Raw genomic sequence first — 26,741 nt, 5'->3', positions numbered from 1 at the left:
GCAAGGGTCCCTGGACCCCTTTACAGCAGGACCAGGTCGTCGCGGTGGACTACCTCTCGTTCGTAGGCGGCGCCGAGTTCCCGGGCCAGGTCCCGGGTGGAGCGGCCCAGGAGGTCGGGGAGTTCGGTGGCGTCGTAGTTGACCAGGCCGCGGGCGATGACGACGCCGGCCGGGGAGACCAGGTCGACGGGATCGCCGGCGGAGAAGGTGCCCTCGACGGCGGAGATTCCGGCCGGGAGGAGCGACGTACGGCGTTCTGTCACGGCCCGGACCGCGCCTTCGTCCAGGCGCAGGATGCCCTGGCCGGAAGTGGCGTGGGCCAGCCAGAGCAGACGCGTCTTGCGGCGGCGACCGGTGGGATGGAAGAGCGTGCCCACGGGCACTCCCCTCAGTGCCTCGCCGACCCGGGCGGCAGACGTCAACACGACCGGAATCCCCGCCTCGGTGGCGATCGCGGCCGCCTCGACCTTCGTGTGCATGCCGCCGGTGCCCACCCCGGATGACCCGTTCCGGCCGATCCTCAGCGATTTGAGGTCGGCGGGTCCGCGGACCTCGGCGACCATCGACGTACCGGGCTTGCGCGGATCCCCGTCGTACAGCCCGTCGACGTCCGACAGCAGCAGCAACAGATTCGCGTGGACGAGGTGACTGGTCAGCGCCGCCAGCCGGTCGTTGTCGCCGAAGCGGATCTCGGTGGTGGCGACCGTGTCGTTCTCGTTCACGATCGGTACGACACCCAGCTCGAGCAGCCGCGCGAACGTCCGGTACGCGTTGCGGTAGTGACTCCGCCGAGTCACATCGTCGACAGTCAGCAAAACCTGCCCGACGCGCAGCCCGTGCGCCGCGAACGCGTCGCTGTACCGGGACATCAACAGCCCCTGGCCGACCGACGCGGCCGCCTGCTGCGTAGCGAGATCACGCGGTCGCGACCGCAGGCCCATCGGGGCCAGGCCGGCGGCGATGGCGCCGGAGGAGACGAGCACGACCTCGGCCCCCTCCACCCGCTGCGCCGCGAGGGCGTCGACGAGCAGCCGGAGTCGTTCGAGGTCGATCTTGCCGCGCTGGGTCAGCGACGACGAGCCAACCTTGACGACGATCCGCGTGGCCTTGACGACCTCCGCGCGTTCCTTCATGGGTCAACCGTTCTGGTCGAGTTCCTGCTGAGCTTCGAGCTCGCGCGCGTCCTTGCGCGCGAGTTTCTCCGCCTTCTCCGCCGCTCGCTTGGCCTCGGCCGGGGACAGGTCGACCTCGTCCTCGACCCAGCCCTGCCCGTACTCCGAACGATCGGTGACGAGCTCGCCCGAGCGGTGGGCGTGGTAGTCGGTGTCCTTCTGCTTACGCCGCTGGACGGCCGGACGCGGCTCCTCGAGCCGGTGGTCCTCACCGCGCCGGGCCAGGATCTCCGCCCCGGCCTGGACCTCGGGCGCGAAGTCGAACACGATCGCGTTCGGTCCGTCACCGATGACGACCGCATCGCCTTCGAGCGCACCGCGCTCCAGCAGTTCCTTCTCCACACCGAGCCGGTTCAGCCGGTCGGCCAGGTAACCGGTCGCCTCCGCGTTCGCGAAGTCGGTCTGCTTGACCCAGCGCTCGGGCTTGTCGCCCTGCACCAGCCAGCCGCCGCCGTCCGGCAGTTTCTTCACCTTGAACTCGGGCCCGCCCTGCACCTGCGGCCGGATCACGATCCGCGTGGTGTCGGGCTTGGACTCCTCGGCACGACGCCGTACGACGATCTCGGCCATCGCGAACTTCAGCGCCTCCAGACCTTCGTGCGAAGCGGTCGAGATCGGGAACACCCGCAACCCGCGCTGCTCCAGCTCGGCCTGCACCATCTCGGCGATGTCCCGGGCGTCCGGTACGTCGATCTTGTTCAGGGCAACGAGTCGCGGCCGGTCCTCGAGCCCACCGTGCGCCTCCAACTCGGCCTCGATCGTGTCCAGGTCGCTGAGCGGATCCCGGCCCGGCTCGTACGTCGCACAGTCGATGACGTGGACCAGTGCCGCGCACCGCTCCACGTGCCGCAGGAAGTCGTACCCGAGCCCGCGCCCCTCACTCGCGCCCTCGATCAGCCCGGGGACGTCGGCCACCGTGAAGGTGGTCTCCCCCGCGACCACGACACCGAGATTCGGGATCAGGGTGGTGAAGGGGTAGTCGGCGATCTTCGGCCGGGCCCGGCTGATCGACGCGACCAGCGACGACTTGCCGGCACTCGGGAACCCGACCAGGCCGATGTCCGCGACGACCTTGAGCTCGAGGACGAGGGTGCGCTCCTCGCCGTCCTCACCGAGCAGGGCGAAACCGGGAGCCTTGCGGGCGCTGCTGGCCAGGGCCGCGTTGCCCAGACCACCCTTGCCACCCTGCGCCGCGACGAATTCCGCGCCGGAGCCGACGAGGTCCGCGAGTACGACGCCGTCCGTCGTACTGATGACCGTGCCGTCGGGGACCGGCAGGACGACATCACCGCCGTTGCTGCCGGCCTGGTGATCGCCCTTGCCCTGGGCACCATTCGTCGCGGTGCGGTGGCTGGAGCGGTGGTAGTCGACGAGTGTCGTGGTGTCCGGGTCGACGCGCAGGATCACGCTGCCGCCGTCACCGCCGTTGCCGCCGTCGGGACCGCCGAGGGGCTTGAACTTCTCCCGGTGCACCGAGGCACATCCGTGTCCGCCGCGGCCCGCGGTGACGAACAGCGTCACGCGGTCGACAAAGCTGGGGATCGCCATCGATGTTCTCTACTTCCTGCTGGAGATACTGCCTCTTACATAGCTGAAGGGCGGATCGCGGTATTCCGCGACCCGCCCTTTGCAGAGCTTGAAATACGTCCGGGTGGCGGTGTTACTCCGCCGGGGCCGGGACGATGTTGACGACGCGGCGACCGCGCCGGGTGCCGAACTCCACGTGGCCCTCGGCCAGCGCGAACAGCGTGTCGTCGCCACCACGGCCGACCAGGTTGCCCGGGTGGAAGTGGGTGCCACGCTGGCGGACGATGATCTCGCCGGCGTTGACCAGCTGGCCGCCGAAGCGCTTCACGCCGAGCCGCTGCGCGTTGGAGTCACGACCGTTGCGGGTCGAGGCAGCTCCCTTTTTGTGTGCCATGTCTGGATCAGCTCACTTCTTCTTCGCGTCGATCGCGGTGACCTTGACCTGGGTGTAGTGCTGGCGGTGCCCCTGGCGCTTGCGGTAACCGGTCTTGTTCTTGTACTTGAGGATGTGGATCTTCGGGCCCTTGGTGCGGCCGAGGACCTCAGCCGACACGGCCACCTTGGACAAAGCGGCGGCATCGGTCGTCACGGTATCGCCATCGACGACGAGGACTGCGGACAGCGACACCGTGTCGCCGACCTGATCCGTCAGGCTGTCGATCTCGATGACATCGCCGACGGCGACCTTCTGCTGGGTGCCGCCACTGCGCACGATCGCGTACACCGTGGATCTCACTCTCTGCTGGTTCGGAAGTTCCTCTGGGGGCCTGCACAGACCTCTAGCGGCCCACACAAACATGGCACGCGGAACGCGCGCCGAAGCTCAAGTTTACGGGTCCCCTCACAGACGGGTCAAACCGGGTCGGACCGGGATGCTTCGTGCTGCTCGGGGACACCGTTCGTACCTCGTCAGTTGCTGGTGGAGACGAGCTCGGCGGAGTCGGTGGTGTCGCTGCCGGCGTCACCGTCCTGGGCCGCCTTGCCCCGGCTCCGGCTGCTGCGCCGGCGCCTGGTGCTGCCGGTCTTCGGCGAGCCGTTCTGCGCCGCTTCCGCGGGCTCAGTCGACTCGGTGCCGCTGGTGACCTCGGCTGCGACGGTCGTGGTCGCCTCGGCCGTCTCGGCGGACACCGGGAAGCCGGTGGCCTCCGGGCTGACCGGCTCGTCGCCGGCCGCGGAAATCGGGTAGCCGGTCGGCGTCTCCGTCGTACCGGCGCCGTCCTCATCCTTCTTGGACGACGCGGCGGCGATCTGGGCCAGGCGCTGGGCGGCGTCACCGGTGGGCTGGGTGGCCTCCGGCTCGGTCTGCTCCTCGTCGGAGCGGCCCTTGCCGCGCCCGCGGCGGCGGGACGACTTGCGTGGCTCGTCGGTCTGCGCGGCGGGCTTGTTCTGGTCCTGGCCGTTGCGGCTGTCGCGGCGGCGGGACTCCTTCGGCTCGTCGTGCAGGATCAGGCCGCGGCCACCGCAGTGGTCGCAGTTCTCGCTGAACGCCTCGAGCAGCCCGGTGCCGATCCGCTTCCGGGTCATCTGGACCAGGCCGAGCGAGGTGACCTCGGCCACCTGGTGCTTGGTCCGGTCCCGGCCCAGGCACTCCACCAGCCGGCGCAGCACGAGGTCCCGGTTCGACTCCAGCACCATGTCGATGAAGTCGATCACGATGATGCCGCCGATGTCGCGGAGCCGGAGCTGCCGGACGATCTCCTCGGCCGCCTCCAGGTTGTTCTTGGTGACGGTCTCCTCGAGGTTGCCGCCGGAGCCGGTGAACTTGCCGGTGTTCACGTCGACGACTGTCATCGCCTCGGTCCGGTCGATGATCAGCGAACCACCGGACGGCAGCCAGACCTTGCGGTCCAGCGCCTTCTTGATCTGCTCGTCGATCCGGAAGTTCGAGAACACGTCGCCGTCCGACGCCCATTTCTCGACCCGGTCGGCCAGGTGCGGAGCGACATCCGAGACGTACTCGCGGACCTGGTCGTAGGCGTCGTCCCCGGAGATCACCAGCTTGGTGAAGTCCTCGGTGAACAGGTCACGGACCACCCGGATCAGCAGATCCGGCTCACCGTGCAGCAGCTGCGGGGCCTGGCCGCCCTTCGACTTCTTGTCGATGTCGTTCCAGTACTTCTGCAGCCGGCTGACGTCGGCGGTCAGCTCCTCCTCCGACGCGCCCTCGGCCGCGGTCCGGACGATCACGCCCGCCTCGTCCGGGACGATGTCCTTGAGGATGCCCTTCAGGCGGTTCCGCTCGGTGTCCGGCAGCTTGCGGCTGATGCCGCCGTTGCCGCCGCGCGGGACGTAGACGACGTACCGGCCGGGCAAGCTGATCTGGTTGGTCAGCCGGGCGCCCTTGTGGCCGATCGGGTCCTTGGTCACCTGGACCAGCACGGCCTGGCCGGACTTCAGCACCTGCTCGATCTTGCGCGGGCCGTTGGCCCCGCCGAGCGTGGCCCAGTCCACCTCACCGGCGTACAGGACGGCGTTGCGGCCCTTGCCGATGTCGATGAACGCGGCCTCCATGCTGGGCAGCACGTTCTGCACCCGGCCGAGGTACACGTTGCCGATCAGCGAGACCTGCTCCTCCTGGGCGACGTAGTGCTCGACCAGGACGTTGTCCTCGGAGACGGCGATCTGGGTCAGGTCGCCGCGGGCGCGGATCACCATGGTCCGCTCGACCGACTCGCGCCGGGCCAGGAACTCGGCCTCGGTGACGATCGGCGCCCGGCGGCGACCGGCGGCGCGGCCCTCGCGGCGGCGCTGCTTCTTCGCCTCCAGCCGGGTCGAGCCCTCGACCGCGGTGATCTCGTTCGCGGTGTTCTTGCTGCGCGGCTCCCGGACCCGTACGACGGTCTCGTCGGGGTCGTCCGGGGACGCGGAGCCGCCCTCCTCGCCCTTGCGGCGGCGACGACGCCGGCGGCGCCGGGACGAACTGCCCGTGGTGTCGCCGTCCTCGTCGGAGTCGGCCGACGCGTCCTGCTCGTCGTCCGAGCCGGACTCGGCCTCGGTCTCGTCCTGCTCGTCGTCGTCCGAGTGCTCGTCGGCGTTGTCGTCCGTGTCGTTGTCACCGGACTTGCGGCGACGACGGCCACCGCGGCGGCGACGACGGCGACGGGTTCCCTCGCCGCCTTCCTCGCCGTCCTCGGACTGCGCGTCGGCGGTCTCGTCCGCCGCCTCGTCCTCGTCCGTGGTCTCTTCCGTCGGCTGAGCGGTCTGTGCGCCGGCCCTGGTACGGGTCGACCGCCGGGTCGGCTCGGCAGCGGTCTCGGCGCCGTCGGCGTCGCGGGTGCCGGTTTCGCGAGCGTCGGCCTCGCGGGTGTCACCCTCGCGCGCCTCGGCCTCACGGGTCTCGGTGTCGCGACCGCGGCGGCTCCGGCGACGGCGGGTCGTCGGATGCTCCTCGGCATTCGGCTCGGCGCCTGCGGTCGTCGTTGCTGCCTCGGGGGTGGCCTCGACCGGGCTGGTCACCGCGGCCTGCGCGGGAGCCTGCTTCGGTACGTCGGTCGGCGCCTGGAAGAGCACGGCCGCGGCGGCCGGCGCACGGCGGCGCGTCCGGCGGGTGGACGACTCGTCCGCCGGGGCCGCGGTCTCGGTGCCTTCGGCGGGTGAGTCGGTGGCCGTGGCGTCCGCGGTCGGGAAGATGGCGCTCGGCGCCTCCTCGACGGCAGGCTGGGAGCCACGACGCCGGGACGCGCGCTTCGCGGTGGGCGCAACCTCACTCGCGCCGGAGCCAGGGGTGGTCTCTGCGTCCGCGACCGGGCCGTCGGTGACCGGCGAGTCAGCGGTCGTCAGGCCGGTCGCGGCGGTCTTCTTCGCGGTGCGCTTGCGGGTGGTCTTCTTCGCCGCCGGTGCGCTCTCGACGACCGGGCCGCCGTCGGCCGGAGTGGTCTCCGGCGCCTCGTTGAGCTCCGGGAACGTGTCCTGGGCCGCCGTCTTCTTGGCCGGGCGCTGAGCGGTCTTCTTGGCGGGCGCCTTGGCGGCGGCCTTCTTGACCGTGGTCTTCTTGGCGACCGCCTTCTTCGCGGCGGCCTTCTTCACCGGTGCCGGGTCGGCGGTCTCGCCGTCGGACTGGGTCGGGACCTCCTCGGCGGCGGCGGTCTTCTTGACCGTCCGCTTGCGCGTCGTGGTGATCTTGGTAGCGGCCTTCTTCGCAGTTCTGCGGGCGGCCGGCTGGGCGGTGGCAGCCGGGTCGGCTGCTTCGGTGGTCGGCTCGTTGTCGAGCATGTGGTGCGGTCTCCTCAAGCCTTCCGGCGCATCCTGCGACCCCTGTCACGGGTCCGGGCGCAGCCACTTCGAAGGCGGTCACGGTTCGCTGTTCCGGCAACGGTGCCGGTACGGCGGAAGCCTGCTGGATCCGCTCCGCCCGTGCTCAGGGCTCGGTGGGAGCGGCGGCGTCGCCCTCCGCTGAATGCGTCTGGTGAGGACCTGCCTGGCCGGTCGCGGTCGCCTGGGTGGCGTCGCGGTCACGAGCGAGCGGGTCGTCCACCGTGCCGGTCGCCGCGATGAGCGGGCCCTGGGCGAGCCTGGTCAGAAGAGCCGGGCCCGTCACCGGGAGCGCCGCTACCGCCAGCAATCCGGCGAGAACGTCGTCGGGTCTCACGGCCGGGGTTCCGTGCCGTAACACCACTTGCAGTATCGCACACGTCTCAACAGACCCCGGTTCACTGCCGACGGTGAGTCGGAGAACGGCGTCCCGACAATCGAACGATCGAAGTCCCCGTTTGGTCATGCGCTCGACCAGAATTTCCTCCCGGGCGAGGAACGCCTGCACCGCGCCGGTGGCCGCCTCCGGATCCACACCGGGCAACGAGATCAGCCACTCGCTCGCCTCCAGCCGCTCGGCCAGCCCGCCGGGGCCTGCGACAACCACCTCGAGTACGTCGAGACCGGGCGGCAGCGCCTCGTCCAGGGCGGACCGGACCTGCTCGGCGTCCCGCTCATGTGTGAGCGAGATCTCCAGATACTCCGCCTCGGAGGCGGCTCCGGTCGGCGCGGCACCGGCGTACGAGATCTTCGGGTGCGGGCTGAAGCCGTGCGAGAACGCCACCGGCAGCTCGGCCCGGCGGACGGCGCGCTCGAACGCCCGCTGGAAGTCGCGGTGTGAGGTGAATCGCAGCCGCCCGCGCTTGGCGAACCGGACCCGCAGTTTCTGGACCGCGGGGAGTTGCTGCGACGGCGGAGCTTGAACAGGTGGCACGACCGCATTGTGTCAGGCTTCCCCGCGGCAAGCGATTGCCGCGAGGTCTGATGGCCGGTTTCAGGGCTGGACGGCGGACTTGCCGGTGACGTAGAGGGCCCAGCCGAGGAGGCCGAAGGCAACGGTTCCGAGAATGGTGCGGATCAGGTTGACGGTGCGCCACTTGGCCTCGTCGAAGGCGGCGCGGACGGCGGCGACGTCGATCGTGTTCGGATCGCCGGCGGCCTTGATGGCGTCGTTGAGCGGGACGTTGATCGCGATCGTCAGGATCATCGTGACCAGGTAGAGCACGAAGGCGATCGCGATCCACGGCAGCGCCTTCTCTTTGAGGGACAGCAGGCCGGCCAGCAGCGTGAACAGCAGCGCGCCGACGAACCCGAGCCCGAGGAACAGCGGATTGACGATGGCCCGGTCGACCGCCTGGAACGCGCCGACGAAGGTCTTGTCGTCGGTCTTCGCCAGGCCCGGCATGACCGCGTTCGCGTAGCTCGCGTACACGCCGGCCACCAGTCCGGTCGTCATCGTGGCCGCCATCAACGACGCCACCCGCAGTCCGTTCATCTCTCTCCTCCAGTACGGCGGGAACGCCCCGCACCGGAAAAGCTATTGGACCGGACCTTTCACGGACATGTCGCCGAAACTCACATCCATGTCAGCGCGACTCAGTCGCGGCGAAGTCGGCCAGGATGTCGGCGACGAACGCGTGGGCACCGCTCACCGCTTCCGGATCGCGGGTCCGGTAGTACGGGATCGCGATCATCGTCAGGGACAGCGCCCAGCCGCGTCCGCGCGCCCAGGTGTCGTTGTCGACGTCGAGGGCGTCCCGGAAGGCGCGCCGCGAGTCGCCGGCGAACGAATACCAGGCGGCCAGCAGATCGCCGGCCGGGTCCGCGGCCCGTGCGGTGGCGAAGTCGATGACCGCGGTCAGCCGGCCGTCGGCCACCAGCAGGTTGCCCGGCATGAGATCGCCGTGGATCCACTTCGCCGACCCGGGTCCCCCGGCCGCCAGCGACGCGTCCCAGGCGGCGAGCACGAGTCCGGTGTCGAACTCGTCCCGCAACTCGTCGAGCGCCGTACGGAAGAGCTCGTCCCGCGGTGCGAGCGGCGTACCGCGGCTGAACGGGTCGTCCGGTGGTACGGGCGCTCCGGTCGTGTCGATCGCCTGCAGACAGCGGACGAACCCGGCGAGGTCGCGGGCCGCAGCCTCCGGGTCGGCGAGCTGATCGAGCTGGAAGGACTCGCCGGCCAGCCACCGGTACACGCCCCAGGTGAAGGGATAGCCCGCACCCGGCGCCCCGATCGCCAGCGGCTCGGGTACGGCGAGTGGAAGGTGCGGGCCCAGTCGCGGTAGCCAGAGCAGGTCGTTCTCCACCTGGCCCTGAGCCCACGCGGTGCGCGGCAGCCGGACAGCGAGGTCGGAGCCCACGCGGAACGTCACGTTGTCGGTGCCCGACGAGGTGACGACCCGAATCGGCAGCGCGGCCCATTCCGGGAACTGCTCGGCCAGTAGGCGCGCCACCAGCGACGCGTCGATATCTACTTCGTCATCGTGGAGCTTCGCGACCTGGGACACGGCAACGGAGCCTCACACCGGCCCGCTCGACGGTCAACCGATTTCCCTTTACAGACGGGCACATTGACCGGAGCGAGGGCCGGCGACCTGGTTCGGGGCTTCGAGGTTGACCGGTGCCGGCGTGTTGCCTGAGCAGCTCAGCGGGCCGCCGACCGTGTTCCCCGCCAGTACGGCAGAAGCCGACTTGGTCACGGACGCCGGGCCCTTGACCGCGGTCCCGACCACGACGACGGACTGCGTGACGCCGTCGGCCGCCACCGGTCCCCCGACCGTGCTCCGCAACAACTGGAGGTCGGCGGCTCGATCTGCCTGGACCGGTCCGACGATCCGGCTGTCCGTGGCGACCAAGGACGCGCCGGCGCCGACCACGACCGGACCGTTGACCGTGGCACCGACCAGGCAGGTCACGCCGGATCGCACGTACAGCGGGCCGTTCCGGACAGTGGTGATCGTCGTCGTGCACGGAGGGGCCGGGCGCAGCAACGTGACCGCGAACCGTCGCGGCGTACCGATGTTGCCCGAGGCATCGATCGCGCGGTACTCGACCTGGTGCCGGCCGTACCCGGGCGGTACGTCGTCCCACGGCACCACCCGCGGTACGCCGAGTTTGCCGTAGACGAGCTGGTCGATCTCGGTTCCCGCGGCGGTGAAGCGGAACGGCGCGGACGCGTCGGTGGGCCAGCCGTAGTAGTTGTACCAACCGTCCCCGTCCACCCGGAACTCTGGTACGACGTACCCCGGGCTGTCGTCCGTCGCTGCCAGGCCCATCGTGAACGCGTCGTTGTAGATGTACTCCGGACCGGTCGCCTTCTGCACCGTGAGCAGCGGCTTGGACATCGTCGACCGCACCTCGGGCTCGACGCCGTCGACCGTCCAGGTCAGCGACTCGGCGCCGGCACGGGCGGTCAGCGTGTGCTGGCCGGTCAGCTTCAAGGGCGCCAGGTCGAAGTCGCGGTCGTTTCCGGGGTTGGCGACCGGCTTTCCGTCCATCAGCCACTCGACGGCAGGTTGCGAGGTGTCGGACTGTGTCGTCTCGGCGTACACAACCTCGTCGGCGCTCACCGGATGCTCGGTCGACGTCGACCCGGTGAAATTCACCGGATCGCCCGACGGCGTGGCGTGGAGGGTCGTGTCGACGGTCCACGAGCGCGAGGCGGTCGGGCGTACGGCGGGGTCCCGGATGAACGTCGTATTGTCGACAATCGACGCGGTGAGCGTGTGCAGACCCGGCGCGAGCTCGACGGTCGAGAGGTCGACCGCACGGGCGTTCGCGGTCGGGAGCGCCGTACCGTCCAAGGTCCACGTGACGTCGAGCTCGTGGTTCACCGGGTGCAGCGTCTGCAGCCAGACGACTTGGTCGGCGGCGACCTGCCCGGTCGGCGTGCTGCCCTGGAACAGCGAGGCTCGGGCCGAGATCCGCTGCGTCATCCGCTCCCTGGAGACCTGGTCGAAGTAGTACCCGAGCGCCTTCATCATCGAGTGCGCGCTAGCACGCCAGACCCCGGATCCGGCGTACATCCCGCCCTCGTAGCGGCCGATCGTGCCGCCGGACTCGGACGGCTCGCCGAGCCAGCGGAACCACTTCTGCTGCTGGTCCCGCATCTGCTGCTCGGTCAGCAAGGTGTGGTGAATGGACGACGGCTCAGGTCCTTCGTACGGCGCTCCCCGCGCACCGCGGGCGTAGTAGTCGTACTCGTCCTGCAGACCGCCGAGTGAGTGGCCGAGCTCGTGCGGGGTGATCAGGGCGGACAGCGCGTTGCCGCCCGAGGCGGTCGCGTAGCTTCCGCCGGCGCCGCCGTACGTGTCGCTGTTGCCGATAGCAAGAATCTGGCGGTTGGCCGACGTCGTGCCCGGGACCAGGTCGGCGTACTGGGCGGCAGCGGTCGAGCTGACCGTGAGCAGGCGCTGGACGCTGCCCGGGTTGCAGCCACCCCAGAAGCCCATCTGCAGCGGGGTGTCGACCTTGGGCGACGTGAGGCCGGGATCGCAGTCGACTCCGCTCTGCGGCGAGGTGATCTCGACCGCGTACACGTTGACGTAGTTGCGGTACGACTTGAACGGCTCGATGCTCCACAGGATGTTCAGGTGCTTGTCGACCTGCTCGCGGAACTTCGGCAGCTCGGCCGCGGTGTAGCCGTCGCCCATCACAAGCAGATTGAACCGGGAGGCGGCCGGTCCGGTGACCTGGATCGGCACCACGGTGGCCGCCGGTGCTTCCGTCGTACCCGCTGAAGCCGTCGTACCGGCGCCGGCGAACACTGCCGCCAGCACCCCCAGCACCGCTGTCAGTCCTCTGGTCCGCACAAGTCCTCCCCCAGCCGGGCGACGCTGCCGTCAGCAGCTTACGAAGATCCGCCGCCGGGTGTGAGTCGTTCCCGCGTGGCGACGTGCGGGCCATCCGGGCCGTCGTGCGGCATCATGAGGGATCGGGGAACTGTGAGGAAAGGACATCGATGACGGAACCGGCGCAGTCGCGGCGGCCTGAGCCGGACGCTGCGGTCGTGGATGCCGGAGACGGCGACGGCAAGGGCATCTACTGGGTGCTGAAGAATGTGCTGCTCGGCCCGCCCGTCAAGCGCATCTTCCGGCCGAACGTGGTCGGCGCCGAGAACATCCCCGAGCTGGGTCCGGCGATCATCGCCAGCAACCACCTCTCGTACGCCGACTGGATCTTCATGCCGCTGGTGCTCCGGCGCCGGGTCACGTTCGTGGCGAAGTCCGACTACTTCACCGGCGCCGGGATCAAGGGCCGGTTCCAGCGCGGGTTCTTCAAGGGCACCGGCCAGGTCCCGATCGACCGGTCCGGCGGGTCCGCGTCCGAGGGCGCGATGCGGGCCGGGATGAAGGTGCTCGAGCGCGGCGAGCTGTTCGGCATCTACCCCGAGGGCACCCGGTCGCACGACGGCCGCCTCTACAAGGGCCGTACGGGCGTCGCCCGGCTGGCGCTCGAGGCGAAGGTCCCGGTCATCCCGTGCGGCGTGATCGGCACCGACGTGGTCGCCCCGCCCGGCAAGGTGGTCGCCTCGTTCGCCTCCCCCACGGTCAAGTTCGGCGAGCCGCTGGACTTCTCCCGGTACGAGGGGATGGAGAGCGACCGGCTGATCCTGCGCGCGGTCACCGACGAGATCATGTACAAGATCATGGAGCTGTCCGGCCAGGAGTACATCGACATGTACGCCACCAAGGCCAAGGCGCTGGAAGGCCGGGCGGTCACCGGAGCGCCGAAGAAGGTCCGCAAGACGGACACCTGATCCGCCTTGTGAGACACGGCAGGTCTAGTCTGGTGGACTGTGGACGGACCGATCGCTTATCAGGGTGAGCCAGGCGCCAATTCGGCAATGGCGTGCACCGAAATGTTCCCGGACCGCGAGCAGCTGCCCTGTACGACGTTCGAGGACGCGCTCGAGGCGGTCAGCAGCGGCCGGGCCGGGCTCGCGATGATCCCGGTGGACAACTCGATCGCCGGCCGGGTGGCCGACATCCACCACCTGCTGCCGGAGTCCGGGCTGCACATCGTCGGCGAGCACTTCCTGCCGATCCACTTCCAGTTGCTCGCCGTACCGGGCGCGTCGATCGACACGATCCGGACCGTCCGCAGCCACGTGCACGCGCTCGGGCAGTGCCGCAAGATCATCCGCGAGCACGGCTGGTCCACGGTGGTTGCCGACGACACCGCCGGCGCCGCCCGCGAGGTGGCCGAGCTGGCCGATCCCACGGTCGCCGCGTTGTCCCCGCGGGCCGCGGCGTCGCTGTACGGCTTGGAGACGCTGGCCTCCGATGTCGAGGACGAGCACCACAACACCACCCGGTTCCTGGTGCTCTCGCGGGAGCCCGACGTACCTCCGGTCGGATCGGGTCCGATCATCACCAGCTTCGTCTACCGGGTCCGCAACGTCTCGGCCGCGCTGTACAAGGCGCTCGGGGGCTTCGCGACCAACGGCGTGAACATGACGAAGCTGGAGTCGTACCAGCTCGGCGGCATGTTCTTCGCCACCCAGTTCTATGCCGACATCGAGGGCCACCCGGAAGACCCCAACGTCGCCCTGGCCCTGGAGGAGCTCGCCTTCTTCTCCGTCGAGGTCCGCATCCTCGGCGTCTACCCCGCCAACTCTTTCCGAGCCCAAATAGCCGAACCCGCCGCCAACCGCGCCCTGCGCCCACACCACTAATTCCCGCGCGCTGCACGCCGCGGCGCCGTAGGGTCCGCGGGTGCGCATTGTGACGGTCGACGGCCGGGATCCTGAGGTTTTCAAGCGGTTTTACGAGGTGAAGTTCGACGTGCGGCGGGAGGAGCTCGAGTTTCCTGTCGGACTGGGGCTGGAAGAGGCTCGGGTGCTGTTCACCGGTGACCACTCGGACCAGCGGGCGGACGGGTTGGGTCTGGTCGACGGTGACACGTGGGCCGGGATCGCGTGGCTCGACTGGTGGTTGCTCGACAACACCGACACCGTCGACGTGGAGCTCGCCGTGGTTCCGTCGTACCGGCGCCAGGGGGTCGCGACGCGGCTGCTGGCGGCGGTGATCGAGCGAGCCCGGGCCGACGGGCGTCGGGTGCTGTCCGGGTTCAACGCCGCCGGTGATCCAGTGACGGGCGACAGCCCTGGTACGGCGTTCGCCGCCGCGCGCGGGTTTGTCCGAAAGCATGCCGAACTGCACCAGGTGCTCGAGCTGCCGCTGGCCGTGGACGCGCTCGCAGCGCTGGATCGACCGGTGCCCGGCTACGAGATCGTGCAGTGGCGTGAGTACGCACCGGACGAGTGGCTCGTCGAGTTCGCCGAGCTGCAGACCGGGATGAGCGAAGACGTACCGACCGGCGAGCGCTCGGTTGAGGCGGTTCATTGGACTCCGGCGCTGATCCGCGAAGCCGAGGCCCGGCGTGTTAAGCAAGGCCGCTTCACCTATTCGACGGCCGCCGTCCACACCGCGTCCGGCGCGCTGGCGGCGTACACCCAGATGGGCGGCACTCCGGAGACTCCGGACCGTCTCAGCCAGTACGACACCTACGTTCATCCGGCACATCGCGGCCGCGGCCTGGGCGTCGCCGTCAAGGTTCCCAACGTCCGCGCCCTCCAGGCCGGCCTCGACCACCCCGCCGTACTCCACACCTGGAACGCTCCCGAAAACACCCCGATGATCGCCGTCAACGAAAAGCTCGGCTTCCGGCCGACCGCCCAGCGGACCACCTGGGAACTCGAGCTGGACTGCTAGTTTGCTGGAGGGAAACCGCTGGATCCCCATCAGCTGATCACCAAGGCCCCGAGAGCCGTCTGCCGGCGGCGTGGCGGCTTGTTTCGCCGTACCTCCAGGGCCGCAAAAGCACGTCGTACCCGCACCATCCGAGCCCGGCTGATCATGTGCGCCGGCACCGGTCTAGCCACGTCCTGCTCCTCTTGAGGTTTCAAGCAAGTCTTCAACGGGGGGTTGGGGGTTTGGTGGAGTTGACTGCCGGTGCGCGAAAGCTTGTGTGCGGGCGGTGAGGAGAGCAAGGTGAAACGTGAGCAGCGACTTGGGGGCCGGCTGTTCGGTAGGGGGAGGTGGCACGTGTCGCCTCCGATCGATTGGGCGGGCTGGGGGAAGAACCTCTTCGGTCCGGGACCGGGTGCGGTCCCGACCTGCTCGTGCGCCCCCGCTGGAAGGGGGAGAGATGCCGAGGAAGGCCAACGGGCGCGCGGACAAGCACCGCGACGACGACTACCGGATGCCGGGTGAGGCCCAGGCAGCCGAGTCGGGCGCGAATGGACAGCCCGCGGCGAATGGCATGCCGATGACCGGGATGACCGGTGCACCGGCCTCGGGCGGCGCCGGCATGAGCGGCGGCCAGCCCAGTGGAGCGGGCATGACCGGCGGCGGCCAGCCGGCCGGCGACGGCATGAGTGGCGGCGGCCAGCCAGGTGGAGCGGGCATGAGTGGTGGCGGCCAGGCCAGTGGTGCCGGTATGAGCGGCGCGGACGGGCGCACCGAGTACCCGAGCCAGCGGCAGTGCGGTGTGATGGATGTGCACCGGCGGCTGCTGACGACCTCAGCCGAGTACGCCGCCAACCGGGCGGCGCTCGAAACGGCGACGATGGACTACGTCTCCGGTCCGCAGCGATTCTCCGGGATCGCGCGCATCCCGTGCGTCGTCCACGTGGTCTGGAACACCGCCGCGCAGAACATCTCGCAGGCCCAGATCGACAACCAGATCGACGTTCTGAACCGCGACTTCCGGGCGACGAACCCCGACACGAGCATCGTGCCGGGGGTGTTCAGCGGGCTGATCACGGACAGCCGGATCGAGTTCTTCCTGGCGACCCAGGACCCGAACGGGAACCCGACCACCGGTGTGACCCGGACCCAGACCAGTACGGCGAGCTTCGGCACCGACGACAAGGTGAAGAAGTCGTCCACCGGCGGTATCGACCCGTGGCCGACAGATCACTACCTCAACATCTGGGTCTGCCAGCTCGGCGGCGGCCTGCTCGGGTACGCGCAGTTCCCGGGCGGTCCGGCGAACACCGACGGCGTGGTCATCCTGCACAGCGGGTTCGGCACCGGCGGTACGGCGGCCGCACCGTTCGACCTCGGGCGGACGACGACCCACGAGGTCGGGCACTACCTGAACCTGTTCCACATCTGGGGCGACGACGGCAGTGGCTGCAGCGGCAGCGACGAGTGCGCCGACACCCCGAACGCGGCCGGCCCGAACTTCGGCGTACCGACGTTCCCGCACGTGACGTGCAGCAACGGGCCGAACGGTGACCTGTTCTACGACTACATGGACTACACCGACGACCGCGGCATGGTGATGTTCACTGCCGACCAGGTGGCCCGGATGCAGGCCTGTCTGGACACCGTGCGCAAGAGTCTGCCGATCTTCGGCGGCGGCATCAGTACGCCGGAACCGGCCGGCTCGGTGGTGGCGTGGGGCGCGAACCGGCTGGACGCGTTCGTCCTCGGCACCGACCTGGCGATGTATCACAAGTGGTGGGACGGCTCGAACTGGGGACCGTCCGTCGCGGGCTACGAGTACATGGGTGGTATCTGCATGAGTGCTCCTGAAGTCGCGTCCTGGGCACCGAACCGCCTCGACGCGTTCGTCCTCGGCACCGATCACGCGCTGTACCACAAGTGGTGGGACGGGGCGAACTGGGGACCGTCCGTCACCGGGTACGAGTACCTCGGCGGCGTCTGTCAGAGCCCGCCGCGACTGGCCACCTGGGGCCCGAACCGGCTGGACGCGTTCGTCCTCGGCACCGACCGTGCGCTGTACCACAAGTGGTGGGACGGGGCGAACTGGGGACCGTCGGCCACCGGGTACGAATACATGGGCGGCATCTGCATGAGCCCGCCCGAGGTTGTTGCCTGGGGCAAGGACAGGCTGGACGTGTTCGTGCTCGGCACGGACAACGCGGTCTACCACAAGTGGTGGGACGGGGCGAACTGGGGACCGTCCGTCACCGGCTACGAGTACCTCGGCGGCGTCTGTGCTTCGCCGCCGCGGGTCGTTGCCTGGGGCCAGAACCGGCTCGACATGTTCGTCATCGGCACCGACTCCGCGCTGTACCACATGTGGTGGGACGGCTCGTCCTGGTCGAGCTGGGAGTACATGGGCGGCGTGTGTACGACGGCGCCGACCGTTGTCTCGTGGGGCTCGGACCGGCTCGACGTGTTCGTGCTCGGCACCGACTCCGCGCTGTACCACAAGTGGTGGGACGGATCCGCGTGGGGACCGTCGGTCACCGGCTACGAGTACCTGGGCGGGATCTGCACCGACGAGCCGCGGGTTGTCTCGTGGGCCCAGAACCGGCTGGACGTGTTCGTCACCGGCACCGACAAGCAGCTGTGGCACAAGTGGTGGGACGGCTCGAACTGGGGACCGTCGGTCACCGGGTACGAACCGCTCGGCGGCGTCATCAGCGACTTCAAGGTCACCATCCCGGAGTCGATGCCTGCCGCTTCCGCCATGCAGGGGGTGACCAGCTGAGCGGATCACCGGTCGGGCGCTGGACGCACTCGTTCGAGGAGGACCACGACGGGGTCAGCGTCTACCGCCGCGACGACTTCGCCTTCCCGCCGGCCCGCGGCCGGCGGGGGGTGGAGTTCCGCCCGGACGGCACCCTGGTCGAGTACGCGATCGGCCGGGGTGACGCACCGGAGGCACGTCCGGCCGGCCGCTGGGACGCCGGCGGCCGGCTGGATCGCGGCTCCAGCGGGACCGGCCAGATCGTCAAAGCCGAGCCCGACCGCCTCGAAATCAGCTGGCAGGACTAGCTGAGCGTTTGGCCGGGCCTTCGGCGCCGGCAGGGTCATGGGGCCTTGGCTCCCGGCCTTCCCTGGTCGCTCCAGCCGCTGTGCCTTTGGCCGCGCCTCCGGCACGGCGGGTCATGGGGCTCTACCTCCCGCCCTTCCCTCGTCGCTCCAGTCGCTCCGCTCCCTACGCTCCTCAGTCCAGGGCAGGAGGCCCCATGACCGGGCTCCCTCGTCACCTCAATCCACGCCGGGAGGCCTCATGACTACAGCACCTGTTCGTTATCTCGTCGTACCGACCGCTGATGCCGCCGGAGGCGCGCAGTCGGCGCGGTTCGGCGAGAAGACTCTCCTCTGGGTCCGGGCCGACCAACGCCTCGGCCGCGCGTCCCGGACCGCACCCGGCCTGCTGCTCGTCACGCAGGTGGGCCGGAGTTTCCAGGACGACTACCCCGATGTCGTGCCGCTGCTCGATCACGGCCGGCACCTGGTGATCTCGTCCGCCGACCGGCCCCGCCGCCGCTCGAACAACTGCTGGCGGGTCGAAGCACTCCACGCAGGTACGACGATTGTCGACAATCCGATCGTCTCCGCGGTCCGGGTCGATCCGACCATCGCGGATCTGGTCGGGCAGGTGTCGCCGGCGTCGTACCAGTCGGACCTGACCTGGTTGGCGAGCCTGCCGACGCGGCACTCGCTCAGTTCGACGTTCACCCAGGCGATGGACTTCGCCGCCGACCGAATGGTTGCCCTCGGCTACACCACCAGCCGGATGCCGATCACGGTCGGCGCGGGCCACTCGGCGAACCTGATCGGCGACCTGGCCGGCGTTGGATCCACCCGTGAACTGGTGATCGTCACCGCACACCTGGACTCGATCAACATCGCGGGCGGTCCGGCCGCGTCAGCCCCCGGTGCGGACGACAACGGCAGCGGCTCGGCCGGAGTGCTCGAGCTCGGCCGGCTGTTGTCGACGCGGTCGTGGCAGCACGACGTACGGCTGATCCTCTTCGGTGGCGAGGAAGAGGGGTTGTTCGGCAGCAAGCAGTACGTCGCCGCGCTGCCGCCGGCCGAACGGGCGCGGGTCCGGGCCGTTCTCAACATGGACATGATCGCGACCAAGAACACCGCGGTCCCGACCGTGCTGCTCGAGGGTGCTCCGGTGTCGTCGAGCCAGATGGCGGCTCTCGGGACGGCGGCCGCGACGTACACCGGGCTGAAGGTGGAGACGTCGCTCAACCCGTTCGCGAGTGACCACGTGCCGTTCATCAACGCCGGCGTTCCGGCCGTGCTGACGATCGAGGGCTCGGACAGCGCGAACGGCCACATCCATTCGGCGAACGACACGTTGAACTTCATCGACTGGTCGTTGGCAGCCGAGATCCTCCGGATGAACGTCGCCGCACTGGCCGGCTGGCTCGAACCAGCAGCCGCGGCCCGCCCGCAACCAGCCGGCTCGGTGGTCGCCTGGGGCCCGAACCGACTCGACGTCTTCGTGGTCGGCATGGACTCAGCCCTGCACCACAAGGCCTTCGACGGAACCTGGCACGACTTCGAGTCCCTTGGAGGCGTTGTCCTAAGCTGACAAGTGTGTGGAGCCCGAATGCGCGTGACCTTGGCGGCCTTCCGACTCGGTACGGCGGACTGACGCGCCGGCGGGCGTTGTTCCGTTCGGAGTGCCTCGACAACCTGGACGACGCGGGACGGGCTGAGTTCGACTCGGTCGACGCCGGTCTGGTGCTCGACCTGCGCTCCGACGTGGAACTCAGGCAACCACACCCGCTCGACGGCCATCCGTCGTACCGGCGCATCCCTTGGATCGATCCGGCCGCTGAGGCGACGCGGGATGCGGCCGCCGAGCCGCGCTTGGTCGACGTCTACTGCAATAGCCTGAGCCGCAACTCGGCCCACCTCAGCAAGATCTTCCAGGCCGTCGCGGACGCGCCGGCGGACCGGCCGGTGGTCGTGCACTGCCACTCCGGGAAGGATCGCACCGGTCAGCTCGCGGCCCTGCTTCTCGAGCTGGCCGGTGTACCCCGCGAGGTGATCGCTGACGACTATGCGGTGAGCGAGGTCCGGCTGGGTCGGCAGGACGGACCGGAGTACTCGCGCACGAGGCCCGAGACGATTCTCGGGTCACTCGACCATCTGGACCACCAACTCGGCGGAGTCCGCGCGTACCTCTCGGGTCTCGGGCTGACCGAGCCGCAGATCCACCGGCTCGCGACGCGGCTCGTGCCGGTGGACGTGCGGGCGGTTGTGTTCGACTTCGACGGGCTGTTGATGGACACCGAGACGACGATGGTGGAGAGCTGGCGGGCCGAGTGGGCCCACCACGGGCTCGAGCTGGATCTCGCGGAGTTCTGGCCCGGGCACGGCGGCGACATCACCGAGGACCGCTATGAACTACTCGCGGCCGCTGTCGGCTCCGGCTTCGACCGCGCCGCAAGTCATGCGCGCCGGACCGCTCACCGGGACGCGATGCACCGGGAACTGCACTTCCGGCCGGGCATCCAGGACTGGCTACGGACGGCACGCGAGCTCGGTCTGCAGGTCGCGATCGCGAGTAGCTCGGCGCGTCCCTGGGTGCGCGGCCATCTGGAGCGCGTCGACGCGGTGGATCTCTTCGACCACGTCGTCACTGGTGACGAGGTCGAGACCCACAAGCCCGATCCGGCGATCTATGAGTTGGCCTTGCAGCGCCTCGGCGTACGAGGCGACGAGGCGATCGCGGTCGAGGACACCGCGCATGGCGTCGCGGCGGCGCAGGCGGCCGGGATGTTCGCGGTCGCTGTCCCCAACCCGTTCGTCGCGCCGGGTGCGGTGGCGGCCGCCGACCTCGTTCTGGGCAGCGCTGACGAACTCTTGCTCACCGAGCTGCTTCTTTCGGCGGCGTCACCCCGGCCTACTACTGCAACTGATGGATTTGGGGGCCGCTGATCGGCAGGCCCTCAGACCACCGAAAGAGGTAGCAGCTTCTTGCCGGTGGGACCGATCTGGATCTCGGTGCCCATCTGCGGGCAGACGCCGCAGTCGAAGCACGGGGTCCAGCGGCAGTCCTCGACCTCGATCGCGCCGTCCTCCTCGAGCGAGTCCTGCCAGTCCTCCCACAGCCAGTCGCGATCCAGCCCCGAGTCCAGGTGGTCCCACGGCAGAACTTCGGCGTACTCGCGCTCCCGCGTGGTGTACCAGGTCAGGTCGACCGGCTCGTCGGCCAGTGCCTTCTCGGCGGACTCGACCCAGCGGTCGTAGGAGAAGTGCTCGCTCCACCCGTCGAACCGGCCGCCGTCACGCCAGACCGCCTCGATCACCCGGCCGACACGGCGGTCACCGCGGGACAGCAGGCCTTCGATGATGCCTGGCTTGCCGTCGTGGTACCGGAAGCCGATCGCCTTGGCGTAGTTCCGGTCGGAACGGATCGCGGCGGCCAGCTTCGACAGCCGGGCGTCGGTCTCCTCGGCGCCGAGCTGCGCGGCCCACTGGAACGGCGTGTGCGGCTTCGGCACGAACCCACCGATCGACACCGTGCAACGGATGTCGCGCCGGCCGGACACCTCCCGCCCGGTCGCGATCACCTTCTTGGCCAGGTCCGCGATCGCCAGCACGTCCTCGTCGGTCTCGGTCGGCAGGCCGCACATGAAGTACAGCTTCACCTGCCGCCAGCCGTGCCCGTACGCCGCCGCGACCGTGCGGATCAGGTCCTCCTCGGTGACCATCTTGTTGATCACCTTGCGCATCCGGTCCGACCCGCCCTCGGGCGCGAAGGTCAGGCCGCTGCGCCGGCCGTTGCGGGAGAACTCGTTGGCCAGCGTGATGTTGAACGCGTCGACCCTTGTCGAAGGCAACGACAGCGAGACGTTGCTGCCCTCGTACCGATCACCCAGACCCTTGGCTACCTCAGCGATCTCGCTGTGGTCGGCCGAGGACAGGCTGAGCAGTCCGACCTCCTCGAATCCGGACTGCTTCAGCCCGTTCTCGACCATGTCTCCGATCGTGGTGATGCTGCGCTCGCGCACCGGCCGGGTGATCATGCCGGCCTGGCAGAACCGGCAGCCGCGCGTACAACCGCGGAAGATCTCCACCGAGTACCGCTCGTGCACGGTCTCGGCCAGCGGGACCAGCGGCTTCTTCGGGTACGGCCAGGCGTCCAGGTCCATCACCGTGTGCTTGGCCGTCCGCCACGGGACGCCGTGACGGTTCGGGGCGACCCGCTTGATCCGGCCGTCGGTCAGGTACTCGACCGTGAAGAACTTCGGGATGTAGACGCCGCCGGAGGCCGCCAAACGCATCAGCACCTCGTCGCGTCCGCCCGGGGATCCCTCGTCCTTCCACTCCCGGATCACGTCCGAGATGGCCAGCACGATCTCCTCGCCGTCACCGAGGACGGCGGCGTCGATGAAGTCGGCGATCGGCTCCGGGTTGAACGCGGCGTGCCCGCCGGCCAGCACGATCGGGTCCTCGTCGGTCCGATCGACGGCGTACAGCGGAATCCCGGCCAGATCGAGTGCGGTCAGCATGTTCGTGTAGCCGAGCTCGGTCGAGAACGACAGTCCGAAGACGTCGAACGCGCGGACCGGCCGGTGGCTGTCCAGGGTGAACTGCGGGATCTTGTGGTCCCGCATCACCTTCTCCATGTCCGGCCAGACGGAGTACGTCCGCTCGGCCAGGATGTGGTCACGCTCGTTCAGTACCTCGTAGAGGATCTGGACGCCCTGGTTCGGCAGGCCGACCTCGTACGCGTCCGGGTACATCAGCGCCCAGCGCACGCTGACCGCGTCCCAGTCCTTGCTGACCGAGTTCAGCTCACCTCCGACGTACTGGATCGGCTTCTGCACAGTCGGCAGCAGCGCCTCCAGGCGCGGGAACAGCGATTCAACAGTCATCAGGAACTTCCGGTCGGTGTCAGAGCGCCTACCAGCCTAACGCCGCCGCCCCCGTACGCCGGAATCGCGCACTCACCCGAGGTGGGTGAGGAGCAGCGGGTTGATGACATCCGGGTGGGAGTAGGTGACCAGGTGGGCGGCGTTCTCGATGATTTCGAGGTGGGCGCCGGGGATCTGGGCGGCCAGGGGTACGACGGTTTCCGGGGGGATGGAGGTGTCGCCGGCGGTGGTGACGAGGAGGACCGGAGCGGTGATGTCGGCCAGGCCGGGCAGCAGGTTGGTGGAGCCCAGAGCCTCACAGCAGGCGGCGTAGCCCTCGTCGGGGGTGTCGAGGAGCATCTGGCGCACCGGCGCGACTTCGGTGAACTCCGGGAGGAACCAGCGGCCGAGCGTCGCGTCCGTGATCGACTGGGTTCCCTCGGCGCGCACTTGGGCCGCCCGCTCGGTCCACATCTGCGCGTTCTCGGCCGGGTTGGCCGGCGGGCAGAGCAACGCGAACCGGTGGAAGCGCTCGGCCGCGTTCTGCGCGAGCCACAGCCCGACCGCGCCGCCCAGCGAGATCCCGACGTACGACGCCTGGTCGACCTCGAGCGTGTCGAGTAGTTCGACGACGTCGCCACCGAGGTCGTCGATCGTGTACGGCCCGAGCGGTACGTCGGACTTGCCGTGCCCGCGGTGGTCGAAAGCCACCACGCGGTACCGCTTCGCCAGGACGTCGACCTGCGGCGCCCACATCGCCTGCGTTGCTCCGAGCGACGCTCCGAGCAGGACAACCGGAGCGTCGGCGGGACCTGTCGCCTCGTAGTTGAGTCGCATGTCCCCACCATACGGACGCCGACACGACATCCGATTCCTTTTGGCGCGTCAGCCGGTCAATACGCACAAACGAGTGCAAGCACTTCATTGAAAGGCCGCCATGACCAACTTCAGCGTGTTCCTGCCCACCGGATTCACCGGCGAGCTCGCCGGCCTCGACCCGTCCGACGCGTTCCGCCGGATCACTACGGTGGCCCAGACCGCCGACGAGCTCGGATTCCACGCCGCTTACGTCCCCGACCACCTGCTTCCGATCCCGCCCTCGCAGGCACCGCTGTTCGAGGCCTGGACGATGGTCACCGCGCTCGCGGCCGCGACCGACCGGATCCGGATCGGCCCGTTGGTGACGTCGAACAGCTACCGCAACCCCGCGCTCCAGGCGAAGATCGCGTCCACGATCGATGTGGTCAGCAACGGACGGCTGATCTTCGGAATCGGCGCCGGCTGGTACGAGCCGGACTACGCCGGGTACGGGTACGAGTTCGGCACCGCCGGCGACCGGCTGCGGCGGCTGGACGAGGCGGTGCAACTGATCCGCCGGTTCTGGACCGAGGAGTCGGTCGACTTCGAGGGAAGGTACTACCGGGCGTCCGGCGGACTCAACCAGCCGAAAGGACTCCAGCAACCCCACATCCCGGTCCTGGTCGCCGGCGGCGGTGAGCAGAAGACTCTGCGGACCGTCGCGCGGTGGGCCGACGCGTCGAACATCATGGACTCGCCGGAGGTGCTGCGGCGCAAGTACGACGTACTCCGCAAGCACTGTGCGGACGTCGGCCGCCCGTACGACGACATCCGGCGAACGGTCACCACGTCGTACATCCTCGGCACTTCGGACGCGGAAGCGCGGTCCAGGGTCCCCGCCGGCTCCGAGTTCGCCTTCCCCGGCGACCTCGCCTCCTACGGCCTGATCGGCACCGAGTCGACGATCCGGCAACGGATCGCCGCGTACGAGGACGCCGGAACCCAGGAACTCATCGTGGCCTTCGAGAACGGCCTGGACCCGAACGAACTACGGCGCTTCGCCGACCTCTTCCTCTGAGCCCTACCGGTAAAGCGGTAGAGCGCCGGTCAGGGAATCGACGGCGGACCGCGGGCCGTAGAGGGCCAGGCCGAGGTATTCAATGTCTTCGGGCTTGGTCCCGCTCAACGTGGTCGACATCTGCTCGTAGGTGCGTGCGCGCTGGGCGATCTGGTGCATGTCGTGCACGGTGACGTCGTCCCTGGCCGCTGCCTGGGTGTGGAGGTCCTGCAGTTGCTCGGCGGATGCTCGCAGTACCGGAATCGGGTGGGCGCACATCCCGGTGTGCGCCGCACCCGAGGCGTCGGCGGTGTCCGGGCCGACCACGTCGTCGTGGTGGTGGCCGAGTCCGACCCCGAGCAGGGCGGCGGTGTTCAGGGCGACGCCGACCGGCGCCTCGGCCGCGATCACCACGACCATCTTGTTCGTCAGCACGACGGCAAAGCTAGCCAGGTGCACGGGCTCACGTCCTCTGATCCGAACATCGTTCGGCGGATCTGCGAAACTTCCCGCTATGGACGAACTTGATACGGCGCTGCTGCAGATGCTGCAGAACGACGCCCGCCGGACGAACCGGGACATGGCGGCCGAGCTCGGGATCGCGCCGTCGACCTGCCTGGAGCGGATCCGCGGCCTGCGCGAGCGCGGCGTGATCAGCGGGTACCGCGCGGAGGTGGACCTGGCCGCGATCGACCGGTCCACCCAGGCGATCATCTCGATCAAGCTCCGCCCGCAGGCGATGGCCGTCGCGACCGCGTTCCAGGACTACGTGATGCAGCTTCCGCAGACCCTGGACATGTTCATGGTCTCCGGCGGCTCCGACTTCCTCGCCCACGTCGCGGTCAAGGACACCCAGGCGCTCCGCGACCTCGTGCTGGCGCTGGCCAAACGCCAGGAGATCGCCGACATCCGCAGCTCAGTCGTCTTCGAACACCACCGCCGTACGACGATCATGCCGCTGCCCGATCGCTGACAGCTTGTCCGAGCTGATGACGACCCGGATCCCGGCGATCTGGTCGCCGTCGAACTCAGTGCCAGCACATGCCGCCGGTCGCCGATCACGATGTCCAGCGCGGGGCCGGTCACCAACTGGACGGGCAGGACGCTCAGGTTCGGCCGGGTGTAGACGTGAGCGAAGAACTGGGCCCATCCGGTACGCCGGTCCGTTCGAGCACCGTGACCGCGTCCGTCAGGGCAAGGGCGGCCCGCTCGCGCTCGTCGTAGAACGACGATTCACGCCACGCCGCCAGGCCGAACAGGCGCTGGCTGCTCTCCCCGTGCTTGAGCGCGTCCGTGGTGTGCATGTCCAGGCAGAACGCGCATCCGTTGAGCATCGACGCCCGGATTTTGATCAGGTGCGACAGGGTGTGGTCGAGCTTGCCCTGCACATAGTTCTCCACGCCGTACACGGCCAGAAAGCCGGCCGGTACGACCTTGCTGAAGTCGATCCGTTGTTCCATACCGACACGACGGGCCGGCGCGACGCGGGCGTGACAGTGGCCGGTGTGACGCCGATCACGCGCCGGCTTTGAGGACCTGCTGGGCCTTGGTGACAGCGGTTTCGGTGGCGACGTCCAGCTCGGTGCCTTGGCCGGCCAGGACGCCGACCGACACGATGACGTCGTTGACGCCGGTGATGGCGGCGGTGTACTCGAGGCCGCGCTTCGGGCCGCTGGTTCCGGTCAGGCGGAACGCGAACGGGCCGGTGCCGAACTGGGGTGCCGCGATCTTCTCGACCTTCATCGACGTACTGCTCTCGCCCTCGGTCTTGAGCGAGACCTTCGTGCAGGACTTCACCGCGTCCGCGTACGTGTCCCGCAGGTCGGCGACCTCCTCCGCGGTACCCATCGAGTCGAGGCCGAAGTCGATGTACGGGCCTTCCTGGCTGCCGGAGAAGGATCGGCTCACGCTGGCCTTCGAACCCGGCGCCTTGGTGGCGTTCAGGTACTTGACCAGGGTCTTGCACCGGCTGCTCGGCGAGGAGAACGGCTTGGAGTTGTCGTCCGGTTCGTCCTTCTCCTGCGAGAAGCCGCTCGGGAGATCACTCAACGCGAGCAGGGCCTTGGTGAGCTCGGCCGCCGTCCGGGCGACCGGTTCGCCGGGCGTACCGCTCGGTGCCGGAGAGGTCACACTCGGTGCCGGCGTACTCGCGGCGGGAGTCGATCCGGCCTCCTTGTCGTCACCACCACAGGCGGTGAGCGACAGCGAGAGGGCAGCGGCGAGGGCCAGCGGGGACGACACGAACCTGGTCACTAGGGCACCATCCTTGCTGTGGGCACCGATACGGTGCCTGCTGTTGGGACTCGGCGGCAGCCGGGGTGACGGTCTGAGTTGGTCGCTC

24 protein-coding genes are annotated in these 26,741 nt (G+C 69.2%); 9 read left to right on the top strand and 15 right to left on the bottom strand.

Annotated features, from left to right (window positions below):
• Positions 1-20 precede the first annotated feature (20 nt).
• The 9 genes from proB to ACZ3HV_RS42535 all read right to left on the bottom strand — a co-directional run bounded on the left by proB (position 21) and on the right by ACZ3HV_RS42535 (position 11,761).
• The gene (proB, locus tag ACZ3HV_RS42575; RefSeq protein ID WP_465693458.1) at positions 21-1,133 is read right to left on the bottom strand and encodes a glutamate 5-kinase; all 1,113 of its coding nucleotides are present in this window, start codon (positions 1,131-1,133) and stop codon (positions 21-23) included.
• Positions 1,134-1,136: 3 nt separating this feature from the next.
• Positions 1,137-2,720 (bottom strand): GTPase ObgE, encoded by a 1,584-nt coding sequence (obgE, locus tag ACZ3HV_RS42570; RefSeq protein WP_465693456.1) that lies wholly within the window; start codon positions 2,718-2,720, stop codon positions 1,137-1,139.
• 112 nt (positions 2,721-2,832) lie between these two features.
• Complete coding sequence (gene rpmA, locus ACZ3HV_RS42565) at positions 2,833-3,093, bottom strand: 50S ribosomal protein L27 (protein WP_112245816.1); 261 nt, start codon at positions 3,091-3,093, stop codon at positions 2,833-2,835.
• Between the two features lie 12 nt (positions 3,094-3,105).
• Positions 3,106-3,423: a 50S ribosomal protein L21 gene (gene rplU / locus ACZ3HV_RS42560; RefSeq protein WP_012919954.1), complete on the bottom strand. Its 318-nt coding sequence runs from the start codon at positions 3,421-3,423 to the stop codon at positions 3,106-3,108.
• 185 nt (positions 3,424-3,608) lie between these two features.
• On the bottom strand, positions 3,609-6,911 hold the full coding sequence (locus tag ACZ3HV_RS42555) for an Rne/Rng family ribonuclease (protein WP_465693454.1): 3,303 nt from the start codon (positions 6,909-6,911) through the stop codon (positions 3,609-3,611).
• A 145-nt stretch (positions 6,912-7,056) separates the two neighbouring features.
• Positions 7,057-7,884, bottom strand: coding sequence for a TIGR03936 family radical SAM-associated protein (locus ACZ3HV_RS42550; RefSeq protein WP_465693453.1), 828 nt, complete (start codon positions 7,882-7,884; stop codon positions 7,057-7,059).
• A 60-nt stretch (positions 7,885-7,944) separates the two neighbouring features.
• On the bottom strand, positions 7,945-8,445 hold the full coding sequence (locus tag ACZ3HV_RS42545) for an anthrone oxygenase family protein (protein WP_465693451.1): 501 nt from the start codon (positions 8,443-8,445) through the stop codon (positions 7,945-7,947).
• Between the two features lie 91 nt (positions 8,446-8,536).
• Positions 8,537-9,457 carry an aminoglycoside phosphotransferase family protein gene (locus ACZ3HV_RS42540; RefSeq protein ID WP_465693450.1) on the bottom strand — a complete coding sequence of 307 codons (921 nt, stop codon included), beginning with the start codon at positions 9,455-9,457 and terminating at the stop codon, positions 8,537-8,539.
• Between the two features lie 48 nt (positions 9,458-9,505).
• The gene (locus tag ACZ3HV_RS42535) at positions 9,506-11,761 is read right to left on the bottom strand and encodes a M64 family metallopeptidase (RefSeq protein ID WP_465693448.1); all 2,256 of its coding nucleotides are present in this window, start codon (positions 11,759-11,761) and stop codon (positions 9,506-9,508) included.
• A gap of 149 nt (positions 11,762-11,910) precedes the next feature.
• Between ACZ3HV_RS42535 and ACZ3HV_RS42530 the strand changes: the two genes are divergently transcribed.
• From ACZ3HV_RS42530 to ACZ3HV_RS42520, 3 genes are read left to right on the top strand one after another with little or no spacing between them, the layout of a single operon-like run.
• Positions 11,911-12,708: a lysophospholipid acyltransferase family protein gene (locus tag ACZ3HV_RS42530; protein ID WP_465693446.1), complete on the top strand. Its 798-nt coding sequence runs from the start codon at positions 11,911-11,913 to the stop codon at positions 12,706-12,708.
• A 39-nt stretch (positions 12,709-12,747) separates the two neighbouring features.
• The gene (locus ACZ3HV_RS42525; protein WP_360377362.1) at positions 12,748-13,626 is read left to right on the top strand and encodes a prephenate dehydratase; all 879 of its coding nucleotides are present in this window, start codon (positions 12,748-12,750) and stop codon (positions 13,624-13,626) included.
• Between the two features lie 40 nt (positions 13,627-13,666).
• Positions 13,667-14,665, top strand: a complete 999-nt coding sequence (locus ACZ3HV_RS42520) for a GNAT family N-acetyltransferase (RefSeq protein ID WP_465693445.1) — start codon at positions 13,667-13,669, stop codon at positions 14,663-14,665.
• 29 nt (positions 14,666-14,694) lie between these two features.
• On the opposite strand, the gene ACZ3HV_RS42515 is transcribed toward ACZ3HV_RS42520, so the two are convergent.
• Positions 14,695-14,835: a hypothetical protein gene (locus ACZ3HV_RS42515; protein ID WP_465693444.1), complete on the bottom strand. Its 141-nt coding sequence runs from the start codon at positions 14,833-14,835 to the stop codon at positions 14,695-14,697.
• A 266-nt stretch (positions 14,836-15,101) separates the two neighbouring features.
• On the opposite strand from ACZ3HV_RS42515, the gene ACZ3HV_RS42510 reads away from it, so the two are divergent.
• From ACZ3HV_RS42510 to ACZ3HV_RS42495, 4 genes are all read left to right on the top strand, one after another.
• Positions 15,102-17,420 (top strand): DUF8189 domain-containing protein, encoded by a 2,319-nt coding sequence (locus ACZ3HV_RS42510; protein ID WP_465693442.1) that lies wholly within the window; start codon positions 15,102-15,104, stop codon positions 17,418-17,420.
• A gap of 110 nt (positions 17,421-17,530) precedes the next feature.
• A complete protein-coding gene (locus ACZ3HV_RS42505) occupies positions 17,531-17,707 on the top strand; it encodes a hypothetical protein (protein ID WP_465693441.1) in 177 nt (58 codons plus the stop codon).
• 238 nt (positions 17,708-17,945) lie between these two features.
• Entirely contained in the window at positions 17,946-19,268 is a 1,323-nt protein-coding gene (locus ACZ3HV_RS42500; RefSeq protein WP_465693439.1) for a M28 family metallopeptidase, read from the top strand.
• Positions 19,269-19,273: 5 nt separating this feature from the next.
• Complete coding sequence (locus ACZ3HV_RS42495) at positions 19,274-20,623, top strand: HAD-IA family hydrolase (protein ID WP_465693438.1); 1,350 nt, start codon at positions 19,274-19,276, stop codon at positions 20,621-20,623.
• Positions 20,624-20,634: 11 nt separating this feature from the next.
• On the opposite strand, the gene ACZ3HV_RS42490 is transcribed toward ACZ3HV_RS42495, so the two are convergent.
• Both ACZ3HV_RS42490 and ACZ3HV_RS42485 read right to left on the bottom strand, forming a co-directional pair.
• Positions 20,635-22,566 (bottom strand): TIGR03960 family B12-binding radical SAM protein, encoded by a 1,932-nt coding sequence (locus ACZ3HV_RS42490; RefSeq protein ID WP_465693436.1) that lies wholly within the window; start codon positions 22,564-22,566, stop codon positions 20,635-20,637.
• A gap of 72 nt (positions 22,567-22,638) precedes the next feature.
• Positions 22,639-23,382, bottom strand: a complete 744-nt coding sequence (locus tag ACZ3HV_RS42485) for an alpha/beta fold hydrolase (protein WP_465693434.1) — start codon at positions 23,380-23,382, stop codon at positions 22,639-22,641.
• 100 nt (positions 23,383-23,482) lie between these two features.
• Between ACZ3HV_RS42485 and ACZ3HV_RS42480 the strand changes: the two genes are divergently transcribed.
• Positions 23,483-24,421, top strand: a complete 939-nt coding sequence (locus tag ACZ3HV_RS42480; RefSeq protein ID WP_465693432.1) for a TIGR03560 family F420-dependent LLM class oxidoreductase — start codon at positions 23,483-23,485, stop codon at positions 24,419-24,421.
• A 3-nt stretch (positions 24,422-24,424) separates the two neighbouring features.
• On the opposite strand, the gene ACZ3HV_RS42475 is transcribed toward ACZ3HV_RS42480, so the two are convergent.
• Positions 24,425-24,835 carry a DUF2000 domain-containing protein gene (locus ACZ3HV_RS42475; protein ID WP_465693430.1) on the bottom strand — a complete coding sequence of 137 codons (411 nt, stop codon included), beginning with the start codon at positions 24,833-24,835 and terminating at the stop codon, positions 24,425-24,427.
• A 79-nt stretch (positions 24,836-24,914) separates the two neighbouring features.
• Here ACZ3HV_RS42475 and ACZ3HV_RS42470 point away from each other — a divergent pair, with 79 nt between their 5' ends.
• Complete coding sequence (locus ACZ3HV_RS42470; RefSeq protein ID WP_465693429.1) at positions 24,915-25,373, top strand: Lrp/AsnC family transcriptional regulator; 459 nt, start codon at positions 24,915-24,917, stop codon at positions 25,371-25,373.
• 133 nt (positions 25,374-25,506) lie between these two features.
• Here the strand turns inward: ACZ3HV_RS42470 and ACZ3HV_RS42465 are convergent, their stop codons facing one another.
• Together ACZ3HV_RS42465 and ACZ3HV_RS42460 are read right to left on the bottom strand one after the other, a co-directional pair.
• Positions 25,507-25,860: a carboxymuconolactone decarboxylase family protein gene (locus ACZ3HV_RS42465; protein WP_465693428.1), complete on the bottom strand. Its 354-nt coding sequence runs from the start codon at positions 25,858-25,860 to the stop codon at positions 25,507-25,509.
• A gap of 55 nt (positions 25,861-25,915) precedes the next feature.
• Positions 25,916-26,653, bottom strand: coding sequence for a hypothetical protein (locus ACZ3HV_RS42460; protein WP_465693427.1), 738 nt, complete (start codon positions 26,651-26,653; stop codon positions 25,916-25,918).
• Between the last annotated feature and the right edge of the window lie 88 nt (positions 26,654-26,741).

This window comes from Kribbella sp. NPDC020701 (assembly GCF_055562215.1).
The sequence above is the reverse complement of the archived record's forward strand: the minus strand, read 5'-3'. Positions and strand labels throughout refer to the sequence as shown.

Coding starts and splice junctions, on each gene's coding strand:
- proB (WP_465693458.1), bottom strand. CDS start 1,133: ATGAAGGAACGCGCGGAGGTCGTCAAGGCCACGCGGATCGTCGTCAAG.
- obgE (WP_465693456.1), bottom strand. CDS start 2,720: ATGGCGATCCCCAGCTTTGTCGACCGCGTGACGCTGTTCGTCACCGCG.
- rpmA (WP_112245816.1), bottom strand. CDS start 3,093: ATGGCACACAAAAAGGGAGCTGCCTCGACCCGCAACGGTCGTGACTCC.
- ACZ3HV_RS42555 (WP_465693454.1), bottom strand. CDS start 6,911: ATGCTCGACAACGAGCCGACCACCGAAGCAGCCGACCCGGCTGCCACC.
- ACZ3HV_RS42545 (WP_465693451.1), bottom strand. CDS start 8,445: ATGAACGGACTGCGGGTGGCGTCGTTGATGGCGGCCACGATGACGACC.
- ACZ3HV_RS42530 (WP_465693446.1), top strand. CDS start 11,911: ATGACGGAACCGGCGCAGTCGCGGCGGCCTGAGCCGGACGCTGCGGTC.
- ACZ3HV_RS42510 (WP_465693442.1), top strand. CDS start 15,102: ATGCCGAGGAAGGCCAACGGGCGCGCGGACAAGCACCGCGACGACGAC.
- ACZ3HV_RS42500 (WP_465693439.1), top strand. CDS start 17,946: ATGACTACAGCACCTGTTCGTTATCTCGTCGTACCGACCGCTGATGCC.
- ACZ3HV_RS42490 (WP_465693436.1), bottom strand. CDS start 22,566: ATGACTGTTGAATCGCTGTTCCCGCGCCTGGAGGCGCTGCTGCCGACT.
- ACZ3HV_RS42485 (WP_465693434.1), bottom strand. CDS start 23,382: ATGCGACTCAACTACGAGGCGACAGGTCCCGCCGACGCTCCGGTTGTC.
- ACZ3HV_RS42480 (WP_465693432.1), top strand. CDS start 23,483: ATGACCAACTTCAGCGTGTTCCTGCCCACCGGATTCACCGGCGAGCTC.
- ACZ3HV_RS42470 (WP_465693429.1), top strand. CDS start 24,915: ATGGACGAACTTGATACGGCGCTGCTGCAGATGCTGCAGAACGACGCC.
- ACZ3HV_RS42465 (WP_465693428.1), bottom strand. CDS start 25,860: ATGGAACAACGGATCGACTTCAGCAAGGTCGTACCGGCCGGCTTTCTG.